This is a genomic window from Streptomyces sp. SKN60 (genome assembly GCF_026236535.1).
GTDB lineage: Bacteria > Actinomycetota > Actinomycetes > Streptomycetales > Streptomycetaceae > Streptomyces.
This window is the reverse complement of sequence record NZ_JAHTMW010000005.1, coordinates 338,844-354,575: the sequence shown is the minus strand read 5'-3', so window position 1 is coordinate 354,575 and position 15,732 is coordinate 338,844. Positions and strand designations below refer to the sequence as shown.

The 15,732-nt window shown below is 72.6% G+C and carries 11 protein-coding genes; 4 read left to right on the top strand and 7 right to left on the bottom strand.

The genetic code is table 11. The annotated features are described in order from the left end of the window. Nucleotides 1–134 precede the first annotated feature (134 nt). The gene (locus tag KV205_RS11410; RefSeq protein ID WP_265864038.1) at nucleotides 135–1,286 is read left to right on the top strand and encodes an ADP-ribosylglycohydrolase family protein; all 1,152 of its coding nucleotides are present in this window, start codon (nucleotides 135–137) and stop codon (nucleotides 1,284–1,286) included. An 8-nt stretch (nucleotides 1,287–1,294) separates the two neighbouring features. On the opposite strand, the gene KV205_RS11405 is transcribed toward KV205_RS11410, so the two are convergent. Together KV205_RS11405 and KV205_RS11400 are read right to left on the bottom strand one after the other, a co-directional pair. Further along, complete coding sequence (locus tag KV205_RS11405) at nucleotides 1,295–2,248, bottom strand: hypothetical protein (protein WP_265864037.1); 954 nt, start codon at nucleotides 2,246–2,248, stop codon at nucleotides 1,295–1,297. Between the two features lie 11 nt (nucleotides 2,249–2,259). Continuing rightward, nucleotides 2,260–3,438, bottom strand: a complete 1,179-nt coding sequence (locus tag KV205_RS11400; RefSeq protein ID WP_265864036.1) for a hypothetical protein — start codon at nucleotides 3,436–3,438, stop codon at nucleotides 2,260–2,262. 133 nt (nucleotides 3,439–3,571) lie between these two features. Here KV205_RS11400 and KV205_RS11395 point away from each other — a divergent pair, with 133 nt between their 5' ends. Together KV205_RS11395 and KV205_RS11390 are read left to right on the top strand one after the other, a co-directional pair. Beyond that, nucleotides 3,572–4,381: an RNA repair domain-containing protein gene (locus KV205_RS11395; RefSeq protein WP_374214657.1), complete on the top strand. Its 810-nt coding sequence runs from the start codon at nucleotides 3,572–3,574 to the stop codon at nucleotides 4,379–4,381. 118 nt (nucleotides 4,382–4,499) lie between these two features. Beyond that, nucleotides 4,500–6,461, top strand: a complete 1,962-nt coding sequence (locus KV205_RS11390) for a PIG-L family deacetylase (protein ID WP_265864083.1) — start codon at nucleotides 4,500–4,502, stop codon at nucleotides 6,459–6,461. Nucleotides 6,462–6,566: 105 nt separating this feature from the next. Here KV205_RS11390 and KV205_RS11385 read toward each other — a convergent pair whose 3' ends face one another. From KV205_RS11385 to KV205_RS11375, 3 genes are all read right to left on the bottom strand, one after another. Continuing rightward, the gene (locus KV205_RS11385) at nucleotides 6,567–9,251 is read right to left on the bottom strand and encodes an N-acetylmuramoyl-L-alanine amidase (RefSeq protein WP_265864035.1); all 2,685 of its coding nucleotides are present in this window, start codon (nucleotides 9,249–9,251) and stop codon (nucleotides 6,567–6,569) included. 132 nt (nucleotides 9,252–9,383) lie between these two features. Further along, nucleotides 9,384–10,187 (bottom strand): NshR/TsnR family 23S rRNA methyltransferase, encoded by an 804-nt coding sequence (gene nshR / locus KV205_RS11380; RefSeq protein ID WP_265864034.1) that lies wholly within the window; start codon nucleotides 10,185–10,187, stop codon nucleotides 9,384–9,386. 24 nt (nucleotides 10,188–10,211) lie between these two features. Continuing rightward, nucleotides 10,212–10,556 (bottom strand): hypothetical protein, encoded by a 345-nt coding sequence (locus KV205_RS11375; protein WP_265864033.1) that lies wholly within the window; start codon nucleotides 10,554–10,556, stop codon nucleotides 10,212–10,214. A 154-nt stretch (nucleotides 10,557–10,710) separates the two neighbouring features. Between KV205_RS11375 and KV205_RS11370 the strand changes: the two genes are divergently transcribed. Next, a complete protein-coding gene (locus KV205_RS11370) occupies nucleotides 10,711–11,922 on the top strand; it encodes a cytochrome P450 (protein WP_265864032.1) in 1,212 nt (403 codons plus the stop codon). Between the two features lie 20 nt (nucleotides 11,923–11,942). Here KV205_RS11370 and KV205_RS11365 read toward each other — a convergent pair whose 3' ends face one another. Together KV205_RS11365 and KV205_RS11360 are read right to left on the bottom strand one after the other, a co-directional pair. After that, nucleotides 11,943–12,890 carry a lantibiotic dehydratase C-terminal domain-containing protein gene (locus KV205_RS11365; RefSeq protein WP_265864031.1) on the bottom strand — a complete coding sequence of 316 codons (948 nt, stop codon included), beginning with the start codon at nucleotides 12,888–12,890 and terminating at the stop codon, nucleotides 11,943–11,945. Between the two features lie 94 nt (nucleotides 12,891–12,984). Next, nucleotides 12,985–15,672: a lantibiotic dehydratase gene (locus tag KV205_RS11360; RefSeq protein WP_265864030.1), complete on the bottom strand. Its 2,688-nt coding sequence runs from the start codon at nucleotides 15,670–15,672 to the stop codon at nucleotides 12,985–12,987. Between the last annotated feature and the right edge of the window lie 60 nt (nucleotides 15,673–15,732).

Here is a 15,732-nt window from a genome sequence, read left to right as displayed (position 1 = left end):
TGTGGATCAACGACGCGGAGTCGGCGGCACGCTGGGTTCCGTTGAGGGCCGATCCCCATCAGGGTGGCTGGTGGGACGACCGGCTGGATGACGCCAGGGCGCGTGACCTCACTCCGTCGGAGGCGCTGATCGAGATGATCGGAAACCCTCCCGGCTCCAGCGACATCGTCCCGGGCTCGCTCTCCGTGGCTCCCAATTCCGGCGCGATCGACGACCTCGCCGGTTACGCCCCTCGGGAGCGTCCCTGGCGCGCCTCGGCCGCGGTGCTGCTCGGCCTGGCCTTCGGTGACGCCATGGGTTACCCCACCGAGTTCATGACCATGGAGCAGATCAAGACCACGTTCGGCCCCTGGCACAGGATGGAGATGCCCCTCTCCTCGGACGGCGTCGTACGGGTCACCGACGACACCCAGATGACGCTGGCCGTCGGGGAGGCCCTGGCGGAGATCACCACGAGTCCCCGCGTGACAGGCGGAGCCTGGGGAGCGGCACAGTCCCTCACCCCCGCCCAGGTCGAAGCGGCCCTGCGCAGGCACCTGGTGACCTGGCTGCACTCGCCGGACAACAACCGGGCCCCCGGGCAGACCTGCCTGAACGCCTGTGCCGCACTGGAGCGGGGCATCCCATGGCAGGACGCCACGGTGATCAGCTCCAAGGGCTGCGGCGCGAACATGCGGGTGGCCCCGGTAGCGCTCGTACCCGGTCTGACGGCCGAGCAGCGCTCGGGCATCGCCCAGTTGCAGGCGGCCATGACGCACGGCCACCCGACCGCGCTCGCGGCCAGCGACCTGACGGCCCACGCCGTCTGGCTGCTCGCCCACGGCTGCGCCCTGGACGACCTCCTCACTCAGCTGCGCCTCTACGCGCTGCAGTCGCGCCGGAAGTACCACGGCGACTGGCTCGGGGACCTGTCACGCAAGGCAGGAGCTCCGGACCCCGCGACGTACATCGCGTTCGGATGGGACGAATGCCTCGGCGCCCTCGACAAGGTGGCCGAAGCACTCCGCGCCCCTGACCGGGACATGGACCCGAGCCAGGCCGTCGGGGCCGGCTGGGTGGCCGAAGAGGCCCTCGCGACGGCTCTGTACTGCCTCCTCGTCGTCGACGGCTACCGCCGCGCCCCGATCCAGCGAGGGGCACACTCCTCCGGCGACTCCGACTCGATCGCCGCCCTCGCCGGCGCTTTCGCCGGAGCGCTGAACGGGCCCAAGTTCTGGCCGGACGAATGGACCGAGGTGCTGGAGTACCGCGACCGCCTCCTCGCGCTCGGCCGCCTCTGGGACTGAGTGACGAGTCAGGTGCGGGACACGGTGCCGCATTCCTGGGAGGCGTCGCCCAGGTCCTTGCTCCGGTCGTACGGGTCCTGCTCCGGGCCCGCCGGGGTCGCGTCCGGGTCGGTCGCGAGGTCGGAGTCGAACTGGGGGTGGAGGAAGCCGTCGAAGACGTCGCAGGCGCTGTTGCCGAGGTCGGCGTTCCACTCCCAGAGCGACAGCTTGCCCGGGGTCGCCTCGAACTTCTCCGGGTCCGGCAGCGCCACGACCAGGGTGCGGCGCACGATCGTGCGGGCCACCTCGTCGGAGCCCGGCGCGGTCTTCACCACCGGGTAGACGAAGGTGTAGTCGGTGCGGACGATCACGTTCCCGGCGTCCTTGCCCTTGCCCTCCTCGACGGTCATCCGGCCCCGGGTCTTCACGACCGTGCCGACCGGGCGGATCTCGCCGGGGCCGAAGCGGGTGAAGAGCGAGGTCGGGTCGTTCGTCTCGGTCGGCGCCGTCAGCGATTTCTCCAGCTCGGCCCGGACGTCCGGCTGCTTCGGGTCGATCAGCCGCAGCGCCGCGGCCGGCTTGCCGCCCTTGAGGACGGCGGGGTCCAGGTTGGCGGCGACCAGGAACTCCTTGGTCCGCCGCAGCGCGGCCTCGACCTGCGCCTTCGACATCCAGCCGGTGGCCCTGGCGGCCGGCGGCTCGATCCCGGCGGCCCCGTCCGCCCACCGCACCGCCGGGGAGCCCCGGAACGGCTCCCGGAGCGTCGGCAGGTCCGGGAACGCCTCCGCGGAGGGCGCGGCGCTCGGCCGGCCGGTCTCGGCGGCCAGCGGAGTCGTGTCCTCCGCGTCCCGCCACGGCATCAGCTCGGGCCGCAGCACCAGCACGGCGAGGCCGGCGGCCACGACGATGCCGACGGCGCCGGAGGCGATGCGGGCGGCGGGGCTCTGGTTGCCGCCGTTGTGCCCGTCGTAGTCCCATCCCATGGTGTTCCCCCTCAGGAACGCGTGACGGTGCCGCAGCCGGCAGTCCGATGGCGGTCGATCGGCTTGCTGCGGTCGTACGGGTCTGTGGCCGGGCCCGTGGTGCCGGGCACGGGGCCGGTCCGGAGGTCGGACTCGAACTCCGGGTGAAGGAAGCCGTCGCCGTCCCGCTCGCAGGAGCTGTTGCCGTAGTCCGACATCCAGTCGCCGATGACGACCTTGCCGCTGCTGACCTGGTAGCGCGCGGGGTCGTAGAAGACGAAGGTCATCTCGCGGCGGACGATCGTACGGGCGACCTCGTCCGCGCCCGGCCCGGCCTTCAGGAGCGGGTAGACGAAGGTGTAGTCGGCGCTCACCTCGACCGTGCCCGCCTTCTTGCCCTTGCCCGCCGCCACGCTCATCCGGCCCCGGACCTTCACGACGGTGCCGGCCGGCTTGACCTCCACCGGGCTGAAGCGGCTGAACACCGTCTTGGGGTCGTTCGCGTCGGTCGGCTTGGCCAGCCAGCCCTCCAACTGGGTACGGACACCCTTCTGGGTCGGGTCGATCAGCTTCAGCGCCGCGTCCGGCCGGCCGCCCTGGAGCACCTTCGGGTCCAGGTTCGCCGCGACCAGGAACTCCCTGGACTTCTTCAGGGCCGCCTCGACCTGCGTCTTCGACATCCAGCCCGTCGCCTTCGCCGGCGGAAGCTCGATACCCGCGGCCCCGTCCGCCCACCGCACCGCCGGGGAGCCCCTGAAGGGCTCCTTCAGGGTCGGGCGGTGCGGGTCGACCGGCTCCGGGGGTGCGGTCGGGGCCGCCGTCTCCGCCGCCAGCGGTGTCGTGTCCTCCGGGTGGTCCGTCCAGGAGGACGGCAGGGCGGAGGTGACGTCGTCCGGGAGGAGGGCGGTGACCAGCTGGGGGCGTACGGCGACGAGGGCGAGGGCTGCCACCAGGGCGACGCCGAGGACGGCCTTGGCCTTGCGCTTGCGGGCGGCGCGGCCGTTCATCTCCTGCCAGGCCGGGCCGGTGCGCCAGCCCGCCGGCTCCTGGCGCTTCGGCGCCTTCGGCCGCTTCGGCGGCTTCGGCGGCTTCGCCTTGCGCAGGGCCCGGGCCTGGGCCTCCGTGCCGAGGCCCTGTTCCTTCGCGGCCTCCACGAAGGAGGCCCATTCCTCGTCCGAGACCGACGGTCTGTCCGACGGCTTGTCGCTCATGTTCTGTTCCCCACCCCTGTACTGCGTGACGCGTGATGCGATCCGGACGTTCTCACGCCGCCCGACGGGCGGAAGAGGCAGGTCAGGCCTCTTGATCAGTTCGTGACCGGGGGAATCCGGGCAGAGGCGGAGTATGCGCACCAGCGACGACGTCTACCACCGGGTGGTGTGGGACCCGCGGCTCGACGCCGAGCGGTTCGTGATGGGGATCGCCGAGCGGGGCGGCGCGGGCCCGAAGCGCATGGACCTCGTGGACTTCGTGCCCGGCGGGGAGATCCCGTGGCACCGGGTGGTGTTCTTCGAGGCGGACGGGGAGCTCGTCTGGGACCGGGCGACCGGGCTCGACCGGCTCGGCACGTCCGCGGCGGGCCGGGTCCACGCCGAGGTGCTGGCCGTGCCGCCCACGTACCGGACGGCCGTGGCCTGGCTGCCGCCGCACGGGCTGTGGGAGCCGATCCAGAGCATCCGGCGGGTCCACGACCGGCAGATCGGGCGCTGGCCGCCGCACGTCAACGTCGTGTACGGGTTCGTGCCCGAGTCCGACTTCCTGCGGGCGATCCCGCTGGTCGCGGCGGCCCTGCGGACCGTCCCGCCGTTCCGGGCGCGGCTGCACGGGGTGCGGTGGTTCCGGCACCGTACGGACGCCACCGTGTGGCTCGACCCGGCCGCGCGCGGTTCGGAGCCGTGGCTGCGGCTGCGGGAGGCGCTGGAGGAGCGGTTCCCGCGGTGCGTCGACTCCCGCCCGTACACCCCGCATCTGTCCCTCGGCCGCAGCCGCGACCCCGCAGCCCTGGCCACGAGCTGCGAGGAGCTGCTCGGGACGATGAGCGTCCGGATCACCGAGCTCGTGCTGCTCGCCCGGCGCGGCGACGGGCCGATGGAGGTACGGGCGACGGTTCCGCTGGGCGACGACAACCACGGCGATTCCGCCGGCTCGCACTGAACCCGCGCGCTCGAAAATCCGTCTAGCCGCACGGCACAGGCACGACGGTGAAGAGTCACGCACGGGGGACGCACGACCGGTGGACGAGAACGACAACAGCAGACCGACCCGGCGCAGGATGCTCGCCACCGCCGCCGCGGCGGCGGCCCTCGCCGGCTGCTCCGTACCCGCCCCGCCCGGCCACACCGCCGCGGCCGATCCGGCCCCGGGCCGCCCGATCGCCACCGGCCGTCGGGCGCTGCTCATGCAGTTCGCCGCGCACCCGGACGACGACCTGTACTTCATGAACCCGGACACCCAGCGGCTGCTCGACGCCGGGGTGCCGCTGGTCTGCGTGTACGTGACGGCGGGCGAGCACAACGGCAAGAACCTGATCAAGGGCATGCCCAAGACCCCGCCCGACCGGGCCGCCTACTCCTCCGCCCGCCACCAGGGCCTGCGCCAGGCGTACGCGGAGCTGCTCGGCACGGACCGGTTCACGGCCTGGCAGAAGGGGACCGCCGAGCTCGCGGGCGGCCGGCACGCCGAGCGCGACGTCCTCGAACACGGCGGCCGCCGGGTCGAGCTGATCTTCCTCAACCTGCCGATGCACACCCCGCGCCGCTACATGGCGCTGCCCGCCCTGTGGCAGGACCGGGCCCTGGAACTCACCACCCATCTGTCCGCCGGCTCGCCGGTCACCCGCTCCGACACCTACGACCACGGGCAGCTGATCGAGGTCCTGGCCGGGCTGCTCGCCACCTACCGGCCCACCGTCGTGCACACCCTCGACCCTGACCCGGACATCCAGCACAGCCCCGAGGCCACCCGGCAGCGGGACAGCGAGCAGCCGGGCTACTCCGACCACGGCGACCACACCGCGGTGGCCTGCTTCACCTGGGCGGCGCTGCTGCGCCGGGTCGCCGACGCCACGGCGGACGGCGGGCCGGTGCCGGCCTTCACCGCGACCGCCTTCCGCGGCTACTACAACCGGCACTGGCCGAAGAACCTGCCGCCGCGGGTGCTCGCCGAGAAGGCCGCCCACCTCGTCCCGTACGGCGGCGATCCGTCCTGGGACTGCGGCAACCCCTCCGGCTGCGGCGACTACGGCGTCGGCGGGGACCGCCCGCTGACCAACTGGAAGGGCTGGGTGCGCGCCACCCACTACCGCTGGCCGGCCGCCGGCCCGGCCGTCGCCGAGGAGACGGACGGGCGGCTCGCCGCGTACGGGGTGCTCGGCCTGCGCGCGGTCCGCTGGCGCGAGGACGCGCGCGGCAGCGGGGTGTTCGGGGAGCCGGAGGACCTGGGCGGCGGCCCGCTGGCCCCGGCGCTCGCCCCGGCGACGCTCCCCGACGGGCGGCTCCTGCTCTTCGGCGTACGGCTCGCCGCACTCAGCGGCCGCGGCGGTGCGAACCGGCGCGAGGTGGTGCTCCTGGAGCAGCGCTCCCCCGGCGGCCCGTTCCTCGCCTGGCGGGGCCTGGGGAATCCGGAGCGCGGGGACGACCGGGGCCGCCGGATCGGCGCGCCGGTGGCGGTCGCCGCCCCGGACGGCCGGGTGCATCTCTTCGTACGGAACGCGGACCAGGGCGTGTCCACGCGGGTACGGGCGGCGGACGGCACCTGGGGCCCGTGGCGCCCGCTTCCTCACCAGGAAGAGGTGCAGGACGGGCTGACCGCGCTCGTCGACACCGCGGGCCGGGTGCGTCTGCTCGCGGCGGGCCGCCAGCACGTACGGCACTGGGTCGACGGCTCCCCCGCCGCGCCGCTCCCGCTGTCCGGCGACCCGGTCGCCGCCGTCCCCGCGCCCGGCCCGGCCGGTGTCGAGGTCTTCTACCGCGCCCCCGCCGACGGCCGGCTGCGCTCCTCGGCCGGCCCGGCGCCGCGCTTCGAGGGGTACGGGCCGCTGGCCGCCGCACCGGGTCCGCGCGGCCCCGTGCTGCTCGGCCGCGACCCGCGCGGCCGGGTCCAGCTGCTGCGCGACGGCCGCCTCGCGGTCCGGGACCGGGGCACCGCCCCGGCCGGTGCCGCGCCCGTCCTGCACGGCCCGGGCACGGTCGTCGGCCTCGGCGCGGACGCCCGGCCGTGGGTGTGGCGGCCGTAGAAAGGCTTCCGCAGGGTTTCCGCAGGGCTTCCGCAGGGCTTCCGCAGAAGCCGAAGGGCCCGCCTCCCGGAAGGGAGACGGGCCCGAACGCGGCCTGGAATCAGGTCACTTGACGAAGTAGCCCGTGACGTCGGCGAGCAGGTCCACCGAACCGGACTTGTTGTAGAAGCTGACCTTGCCGTCCGCGCCGACCGGCACGACGACGAGGTTCGGGATGGTCAGCCCGGCGGTGAAGTTGAGGTTCGACGCGCTCGCCCGGGTCGTACCGCTCGGGTAGACGGAGACGAAGCTGGTCGCCGTCGGGGCGGTCGCGGTCACGTTCAGGACCACGGCCGTCACACCGCTCGCCGGCACCCCGTTGGCGCCGGTGATCTGCAGCGACACGACGCCGTCGGGGCCGACCTTGGCCTTCGGCACGCCGAGGCCGGAACGGGTGTCCATCAGCCGCAGCGGACCGAGGTTGATGTGCGAGGCACCCGCCGTGTCGGCGCTGAAGTAGCCGGTGATGTCGGCGAGCAGGTCCACCGAACCGGACTTGTTGTAGAAGTTCACCTTGCCGTCCGCGCCCACCGGGACGATCACGAGGTTCGGGATCGTCTGGCCGGCGAGGAAGTTCAGGTTCGAGGCGCTCGCCCGGGTCGTACCGCTCGGGTAGACGGAGACGAAGCTGGCCGCCGTCGGGGCGGTCGCGGTCACGTTCAGGACCACGGCCGTCACGCCGGTGGCCGGGACGCCCTGGACGCCGGTCACCTGGAGCGACGCGACGCCGCCGGGGCCGACCTTGGCCTTCGGCACACCGAGACCGGAGCGGGTGTCCATCAGCCGCAGCGGACCCAGGTTCTGGTGGGTCGAGCCGGTGGTGTCCTTGACGTAGTAGCCGGTGATGTCGGCGAGCAGGTCGACGGAACCGTTCTTGTTGTAGAAGCGCACCTTGCCGTCGACGACGGGGACGGTCACCAGGTTCGGGATGGTGACGCCGGCCGCGAAGTTGAGGTTCGAGGCGCTCGACCGGTTGGTGCCGTTCGGGTAGACCGAGACGAAGCTGGGCTCCGTCGGGTTGGTCGCGGTCACGTTGAGCACGACCGCGCCCACGCCGGTGGCGGGGATGCCGTTCGTGCCGGCGACCTGGAGGACGACCTCCTGGCCGGGGCCGACCTTGGCCTTCGGCACGCCGAGACCGGCGCGGGTGTCCATCAGACGGGTCGGGGCGACCGGCTTGAAGGTCTTCGGCCCGGGCACGGTCACGGTGACCGCCGGCGAGGTGGTGACCTTGCCGGAGGTGTGGGTGCCGCGCACGGCGAGGGTGTGGTCGCCGTAACCGGTGAGCGTGGTCGACCAGCTGCGGGCGGACCCGGCGGTGGTGGCCGCCGGCTGCCCGTCGACCAGGAGCTCGAACTTGTCGATGAACGTGTTCGCGGTGCTCGTCGTCCAGTTCAGCGCGACCGGGCCGGGCGTCTCGTACCCCGTGCCGGCCTTCGTCGCGCCGCCGGCCACCGAGGTGATCGACAGACCGCTGACGGAACCGGTCGCGTAGCCGCGGATGGTGGGCAGCTGCGGGTAGAGCATGTTGCCCGGGCACTGGGTGTTGAAGCCGTTGCGGTGGCCGGAGACCGCGTCGAACGAGTAGGTCTGCGTGGCCGTGAACGACTGCCCGAAGAAGTTGGTCTGCGTGGCGCCGGCGGTCAGCGTGGCCTTGCCGGCCGGGTTCACCCCGTACTGGCCGAGCTTGTACGCGATGACCTTGGAGGCCGAGGCGAGCGCGGCGTCCGGGGCGGCCTGGTTCGTGAAGTCGCCGAGGAAGGCGACGCTGGTCGACTCCGCGTTCCAGCCGTAGGTGTGTGCGCCGTACACCGGCTGGTCGATGCCGCCCTTGCGGCCCTCGAAGACGGTGCCGCACTTGTCGACGAGGAAGTTGTAGCCGATGTCGCGCCACTTCTCGACGTCCACGTGGTAGTCGAGGATGCTGCGCACCACGGTCGCCGACTGGGCGCAGGTGTAGTCCGCGCTCGTCGTGTGGTGGACGAAGGCCGCCTTGATCGCCCCGCCGGGCAGGTACTGCGGCGGCTCGGGCGTCTTGTCCTCGATCGCCTGGCCGCCCCACTCGGCGCGGGTGACGATCTTCGGCTGCGGCGCGGTGGACGGCGGGCCGGGCACGCTCGGCGGCGTGGTCGGCGGGTCCTCGACGGCGAAGGCGGCCGGGGCCGCGTCCAGGTCGCCGCTCTTCTTGGCGACCGCGCCGGCTCCGCCGGGGTCGACCATGTTCAGCTTGAGGCCCGCGGGCAGGGTGCCGCGGGCGGCACCGTCGCTGATCCGGACCTCGGCGCCGTCGGAGGCACCGACCCAGACCGGCTCGGTGGAGCCGGGGGCGCCGGCGCGGTGGCCGTCCATGCCCGCCGGGTGCTGCTCCAGCTCGATCCAGTCGGACCACTCACCGGTCTCGATGCTGCGGGTGCGGGCCTCGATGGTGCCCTTGATCTTCGCGCTCTGGTTCGTCCAGGACACACCGAGCAGACCGAACGGCTCGGTGGAGCGCTGCGAGAGCACGGCTTCGCCGCTGCCCTTGTCGGTGAGCGCGAGCTTGTGGAGTTCGCTCGCGCGGGCGGCGCCCTTGGCGGCCGCGTTGCTGTACAGACCGGGGGCCGCGGCCCCCTCGTCGTTCCCGGCACCGGCTCCGGCGCCGTTCGCCGCCGCCTGGAAGGCGAGGACCGTGGCACCCGCGAGGGCGGCGCCGATCGCCGTACGGCGTATTCGAGTCCCCGTCTTACTGCGTGCTCGACGTCTCGATCTCAAGTTGTCCCCACCCCTAATCCGTGGTCATGACACCTGACCGACCGCACAGTACCCGAGGGGTCGGACAGGCGTTCGTACGGGGGGTGGGGATGGGAAAACGCTTGCTACGGCGCGGAGTTGACGATCCGTCGATCAGGCGCCGAGGTTGCGGCGGGCCCGCGCGTGCAGCGCGATGCCGGCCGAGACGGAGACGTTGAGCGACTCCGCCGCCGGGTTCATGGGGATCGACACCGATTCGGCCGCGATGTCCGTGAGCGCCCCGGAAGGTCCGGTCTTCTCGCTGCCGAACATCAGGACGATCCGCTCGTCGATGGCGCCGAGGTCGCCGACCGTGTGGTCGCCGTCGGCCTCGAAGACCATCGGGCGCAGGCCGCTCTCGCGCAGGTGCTGCAGCGCCTCGTCGCGGGAGGCGAGGACGATCGGCAGGGAGAACACGTAACCCCGGCTGGCCCGGATCAGGCGCCGGTCGGCGATGGTCGGCAGGTCGCTGTCGACGAGCACGATGCCGGCGGCGCCGAGCGCGAAGGCGGTGCGGACGATGGCGCCGATGTTGCCGACGATCTTCACGCCGTCGAGCAGGATGACGTCGCCCGTCTTCTCCGTCAGATCCTTGAAACGGCTGGGGCGCGGCACCTTGGCGATACCGAAAAGCTTCGGCTTCTTCTCGGCCTTGAACACCTGATTGGCGATTGCGGAGGCGAGCAGCCGGACCCGGATTCCGCGCTTCTCGCAGATGTCGAGCAGCTCGGCCGGCGGCGGCGCGGTGTCGAGACCGTAGACCTCGGTGAACTCGACACCGGCGCGAATGCTCTGCAGAAGGGGTTCGATGTCCTCGATCAGCACGGTCCGTACGACGGACCTCGAATGCTTCGTGACATCGATGATCCGCTGAACCGCGGGATCGGAACGTTCTTCGATGATGTCGAGATTGGCCACGGCGGAGACGTTAGCACGCGCGGATCAGGCCTCCCCGCCCTCCAGCGCGACGCCCAGACCGGCCAGAGTCTCGTGCACGCTCTTCCCCTCGGTGGTCGCTTCGAGCGTGAAGCCGCCGACCGACGTGGGCGGATAGCCGATGAGTTCGACGGCCTTGCTGACCTTGTAGAGGCCGGGCATCTGGTCGGCCCGGTCCCACAGATAGACGGCTCCCCACAACTGCCGCCGCGTGTCGGAGAACCAGGCCTTGAGCCGCATGCCGTCGAGCTCGGCGTACGCGTCGACGGCATAGTCCCGCAGATAGCCGCGGAGGCTCTCCACGGTGGCTTCCGACTTCTTCAGATCCCACATGACTATCGAAAGGTACATAGCCGGAAGACTAGTTCGGTGTGCGGCTCCCGGCAGAGAAATCGAAGCTATCCGGCCATTCATGTCCGGAAAGAACGCGCGCGGACTGAATCTCGCGCCGAATCCGCTTGGATGGACGGGTAATCGATTCCTTTGACGCTTCCGTGGAGACGCCGTGACCGAGCCCCTGGAAAGCACCTTTCCCCATCCCCGGACCTGTCCGCTCAGCCCGCCGCGGGAGTACGCCGTGCTGCGCGCGGAGCGGCCCGTCTCCCGGGTGACCCTCGCCTCCGGCCGGACCGCCTGGCTGCTCACCCGGCACGAGCACATACGCCGGCTGCTCGCCTCGCCCGAGGTGAGCTCGAACCTGGCCCATCCCGGATATCCGCTGCACTTCGACGTGCCCGCGGAGGTCATGGAGCAGATGCGCCCGGTGATGCTCGCCATGGACCCGCCGGTGCACACGGCCCAGCGCAGGTCCGTGATGGCGGAGTTCACCGTGAAGCGGGTGAACCTGCTGCGGCCACGCATCGAGGAGATCGTGGACCGGTGCATCGACGACCTGCTCGCCCGGGACCCCCAGGACGGGCCGGTGGATCTGGTCGAGGCACTCGCCCTCCCGGTGCCGTCCCTGGTGATCTGTGAGCTGCTCGGGGTGCCGTACGCCGACCACGGCTTCTTCCAGGACCGCACCCGGAAGATCGTCTCGGTGGACGCCGATCCGCAGGAGCGCGGCGCGGCGCACCAGGAGCTGCACGCCTACTTCGACCGGCTCGTCACCGCGCAGGAGGCCGAGCCGGGCGACAACCTGCTCGGCCGGCTCGTGGAGAAGAACCGGGAGACCGGCACCTTCGACCACGCGCAGCTGGTCGGGATGGCGAACGTCCTGCTGGTCGGCGGCTTCGAGACCACGGCGAACATGATCTCCCTCGGCGTCGTCGGCCTCCTCGAACACCCCGACCAGGCGGCCCTGCTCAAGGCCGACCCCGCGCTCGCGCCGCAGGCCGTCGACGAGCTGCTGCGCTTCTTCAGCATCGCCGACCAGGTGACGTCCCGGGTGGCCACCGCCGACCTGGAGATCGGCGGGGTACGGATCCGGGCGGGTGAGGGCGTCATCGGGCTCAGCGCCTCCGGCAACCACGACGAGGCGGTGTTCGCCGAGCCGGAGCGCCTCGACTTCACACGGGGCGGCAAGCACCATCTGGCCTTCGGGCACGGCATCCACCAGTGCATCGGGCAGCACCTCGCGAAGCTGGAGCTGGAGGTCGTGTTCAACGCCCTGCTCGCGCGAGTGCCCGGACTGAAGCTCGCCGTGCCCGTCGGGGAGCTGCCGTTCAAGGACCCGATGGGGGTGTACGGGCTGCACCGGCTGCCGGTGACCTGCTGAGACGCTCCGCGGTGAGGCCCTTACGCCACGTCGAGGGCCCTGCGGAGCAGATACGCCACCAGCCCCTCGGCCGCCGGGACCAGGCCGAGGCGGTTGTTGGCCGTGTGGATGTAGTTCGACAGGCAGCCGGGGTACGGCGTGCCGTCGAGGAGCAGTTCCCGGGCGTCGGAGACGGGCGCGGCGCCGCACACGGCCCGGGCGGCGGCAGTGGCCTCGGCGCTGATCGCGTGGAACACGTCGTCCGGGGCGCCGACGTCCGAGGTGCCGTCGTCCGGAGCGGCGCCGCCCGGGGCGCCGTCGCGCCATATCCCGGCGCAGAGGTGCGTGAGCTGCGCGGAGACTCCGTCGTACAGGCGCGGCCAGGCGTTCCGCATCTGCTCCGGCGCGTACGCGCTCCACCACTCCTCGTACTCCCGCAGGAACCGCACGGCCGCCTCCCGGCCGTAACCGGCCCCGTGCAGCGACATCGCCATGATCCTGGCGGCCTCGCCGATCGGGGCCCGGCGGCGCGCGACCCACTCGCGGGGCTGCCCGGCGAGCAGGTCGAGGACCGCGACGGACGAGCGGCGGAACACCTGCTCGGCGATCCGCACCCCCTCCGGTCCGCCGTACTTGCGGAACTCCGGCTCGTACGGGACCCGGTCGATGCTGCCGAGCGGCCGGCCGGCCCGGGAGGTCTCCTTCTCCAGGCGGGCGAGCTCGTCCTGGAGGGTCAGGCCGAGCGCGTACTCCTCCTCGGCCTCGGCGGTGAACTCGGGCAGGGCGCGGGCCAGGCCCTCGGTCACCCGTTCCGCCGCCTCCGGCGATCCGGCGCCCGGGCCGCACCGCATCCGGAGGCGCAGATGGGGGCCGCCCTGCCAGTAGCGGAGGAAGAAGAAGTGGTCCCACAGGCCCTCGGCGCGGAGCAGCGGGCCGACCGTGTCGCAGAGGAAGGGGGTGTGGAGGGAGTGCGGGAGGTACACGTGCACCGCCCGCCACTGCGCCGTGCCGGCGCCCGGTCCCGGTCCCGTACCCGTACCCGTCTCCGCGGCCGGCCCCGTCCCCGTGCCCGTGCCTGGTCCGCTACTTGTCCGTGCAAAGCTCAACGAAGAACTCCTCTGCCGCGGTCCAGCCCGTGTCCGGACCGTAGTCGTCCACCGAAGGAAGGCACTCGCGGATCGACACGAGCACATCGCCGCGCGACAGCGCGGACTTGGCGAAGCTCCGGACCAGATAGGGGTTCCGGAAGTCGACGTACATCGGCTTGTGGACGCTGGCCCGCCGCAGATGCGCGTAGTCCGCCCACTCGCGCGTCACCTTCCGGCTGCGGCCGGCCATCACGTCCCGCTCCTCCTGGGTCTGGCACAGCACGAAGGCGTGCCGGGGCAGTCCGCGGTCCCGGCGCCAGGCGTCGAAGGCGAGGAGCGCCTCGTACGAGTCCCGGCTCAGGTCCTGGAGCATGGGGATGCCGGCGGCGGCCACCTCCCAGCTGCGGCGCTCCGCCACCACGTCGCCGACGACGAGCCGGGGGGCCGCGGGGCCGCCGTGCTCCGCGGGGCCGCCGGCGGCACGGATGTCGGCCTGGATGTCGTCGAGCGGCTTCCACAGATAGCGGTTGGACGGGGACAGCGCTTCGAGCAACCGGTAGAGGAGGGGGACGCCGACCGGGGTCATGAAGTTCATGGGGACGAGGTCGAGGGTCTCGCCCGCCTCCGGGTCCCACAGGCGCAGCGCCCGGGTGCCGGGCTCGGCGCGGACCTCCAGGCGGCCGAGCGCGTACACCGTGCGGTCGGCGCCGAGCGACACCGCGCCGGGGTAGTCGACGACCCGGCGGGTGACGGGCGGGTGCAGATTGAAGTTGAAGCCGAGGACGGAGTTGAGGTCGACCTGGCCGGCGAAGCGGCGGGCGAGATGCGCGCGCTGCGCGGCCGGCAGGGACCAGTCGGCGCTGCCCGCGACGAACGAGCCGAACCGCGAGAAGTAGACGCCGTAACCGGTGAGCAGGCCGTTCACCACGAGGGTGCGGTCGTGGCCGGGCAGCACGCTGCGGGCGAACTGGGCCCGGAAGGTCACCGACTCGGTGTCCAGGAGGTCCTCCACCCCGGCGCAGGCCCGCTCGATGTCGGCGGGGTCGAGGTGGAGGGCGCCGTCCTCGGGCACGAGCCGGTCCCGGATCGCGCGCAGGGCCCCGGAGCGCTGTGCGAGGTACCGCCCAGCGGTCTCCACTCCGCGGCCCATGAAGACGTCGGCCTGTTCCTGATCGCTCAGCGCCGAGAACGCGCGGAAGAACTCGAGGAACGGCATGGACGTGCGGTCCCCGAGCACCCGGGTGGCGAAGGCGTGCAGGCCGAGCCGCTTCACCTGCCCGTTGTCGAGCATCGAGGCGAGCTGCCAGAGGCCAGTCAGGGCCGGAAGGGCGCGCTCGACGGTCGGCAGGCTCCACGAGCGGGGCGGGGCGGTGGTGGGGGCGGGGGTGTCCTCGAAGACCGGTGACTTCAGGACGTCCTCCGGGGGCGGGGACACCTTGCACAGCTCGGCGATCCCGCCGATCGCCCGGTAGGCGGCGTCGAGGAGGGTCTGGCGGTACTCGGCCGGAGCATCGGCGAAGTCGGTCTCCAGGCGCAGGAGTTCGGCGAAGTGACCGTGCAGTGCCGTCATCTCCGGGGTGCCGGCGGCGGCGAGTGCCCGCGCCAGCTTCCCCGAGTAGGCGGGGTCGTGGTCGTCGATGTGCGGGCGGAAGAAGAGGACACCGGCCCGGAGCAGGCCCTGGACGACCTTGCGGCTGGTGGCGTCGTCGCCGGTGACGGCGGTGAGCGCGGCCAGGACACCGGCCGCCGGGGCGGAGCCCTCGGGCAGCACGGCGAGCAGCGCGCTGAAGATCGCCTCGCGGCGGACCCGCAGGACCGTCTCGGTGGCGATCCTGCCCTCCTCGCGGGAGCCGGGGGCGACACCGGCGTACTCGACGGAGTCGGGACCGGCCCGCAGGGTCGAGTTGAGCACCAGGTGGCCGGATTCCAGGCCGCCGGGGAGGCGCGGGATCGCGGCGAGCACCCAGTTCACGAGGAGGCGGTTGAGCGTCGTGACCGAGGTCGCGTCCGCGCCGCCCGCCGGGACAGGGGCGTCCGGGGCCTCGTGGGCGTCCGGCGGGAACGCGCCGATCTCGGCGAACCGCCCGAACGGGGACGGCTTCAGACTCGCCCGGTAGGCGAAGTTGACCAGGGACGACTCCCGCAGCCGGGCCTTGCTGGGCTTGAGCGCGGCCGGGTCCTCGCCCAGGACGAAGTCGCGCAGGCCGCGGTAGAGCCGGTCGCCGGAGAGCTGGATGCTGCGGTTCATCGCGTCGTGCTCGAAGAGCGCGCGGAAGCCGTCGGCGGCCCGCGCCCGGTCGGCGTCGAGCGCCGCGGCGGCGGCGCGTTCGGCCTCCTCGGTACGGCGGCCGAGCGCGCACCAGTCCGCGATCTCGTCGGCGAGGGTGCCCGCCCGTGCGAGGGCCGGGCCGGGGCGAAGAGCGTCGAGCGCGGTCGCCGCCCGGTCGTGGCGGAGATTGTGCACGTCGCGCCGCAGCCGGATCAGCGGGGCGCGGCTGTCGTCGTCGGCGGCGGGTACGAGCTCACCGAGGCGGTCGGCGAGGCCGGCGGCCCGCTCGACCAACTGCGCGCGCAGGGCCCGGAGTTCATCGACGCGCGACCAGGTGGCGGTGAACGCCGTCCCGTCCAGCTCGCTCAGCGGCAGCCGGCTGCGCCGGTAGACGACGTACGGACTGATGGACACATCCAAGGGAATCCCCCAACCTCGCCGCACGGACCGGCCCGGCTTTTCGTACAGATTTGA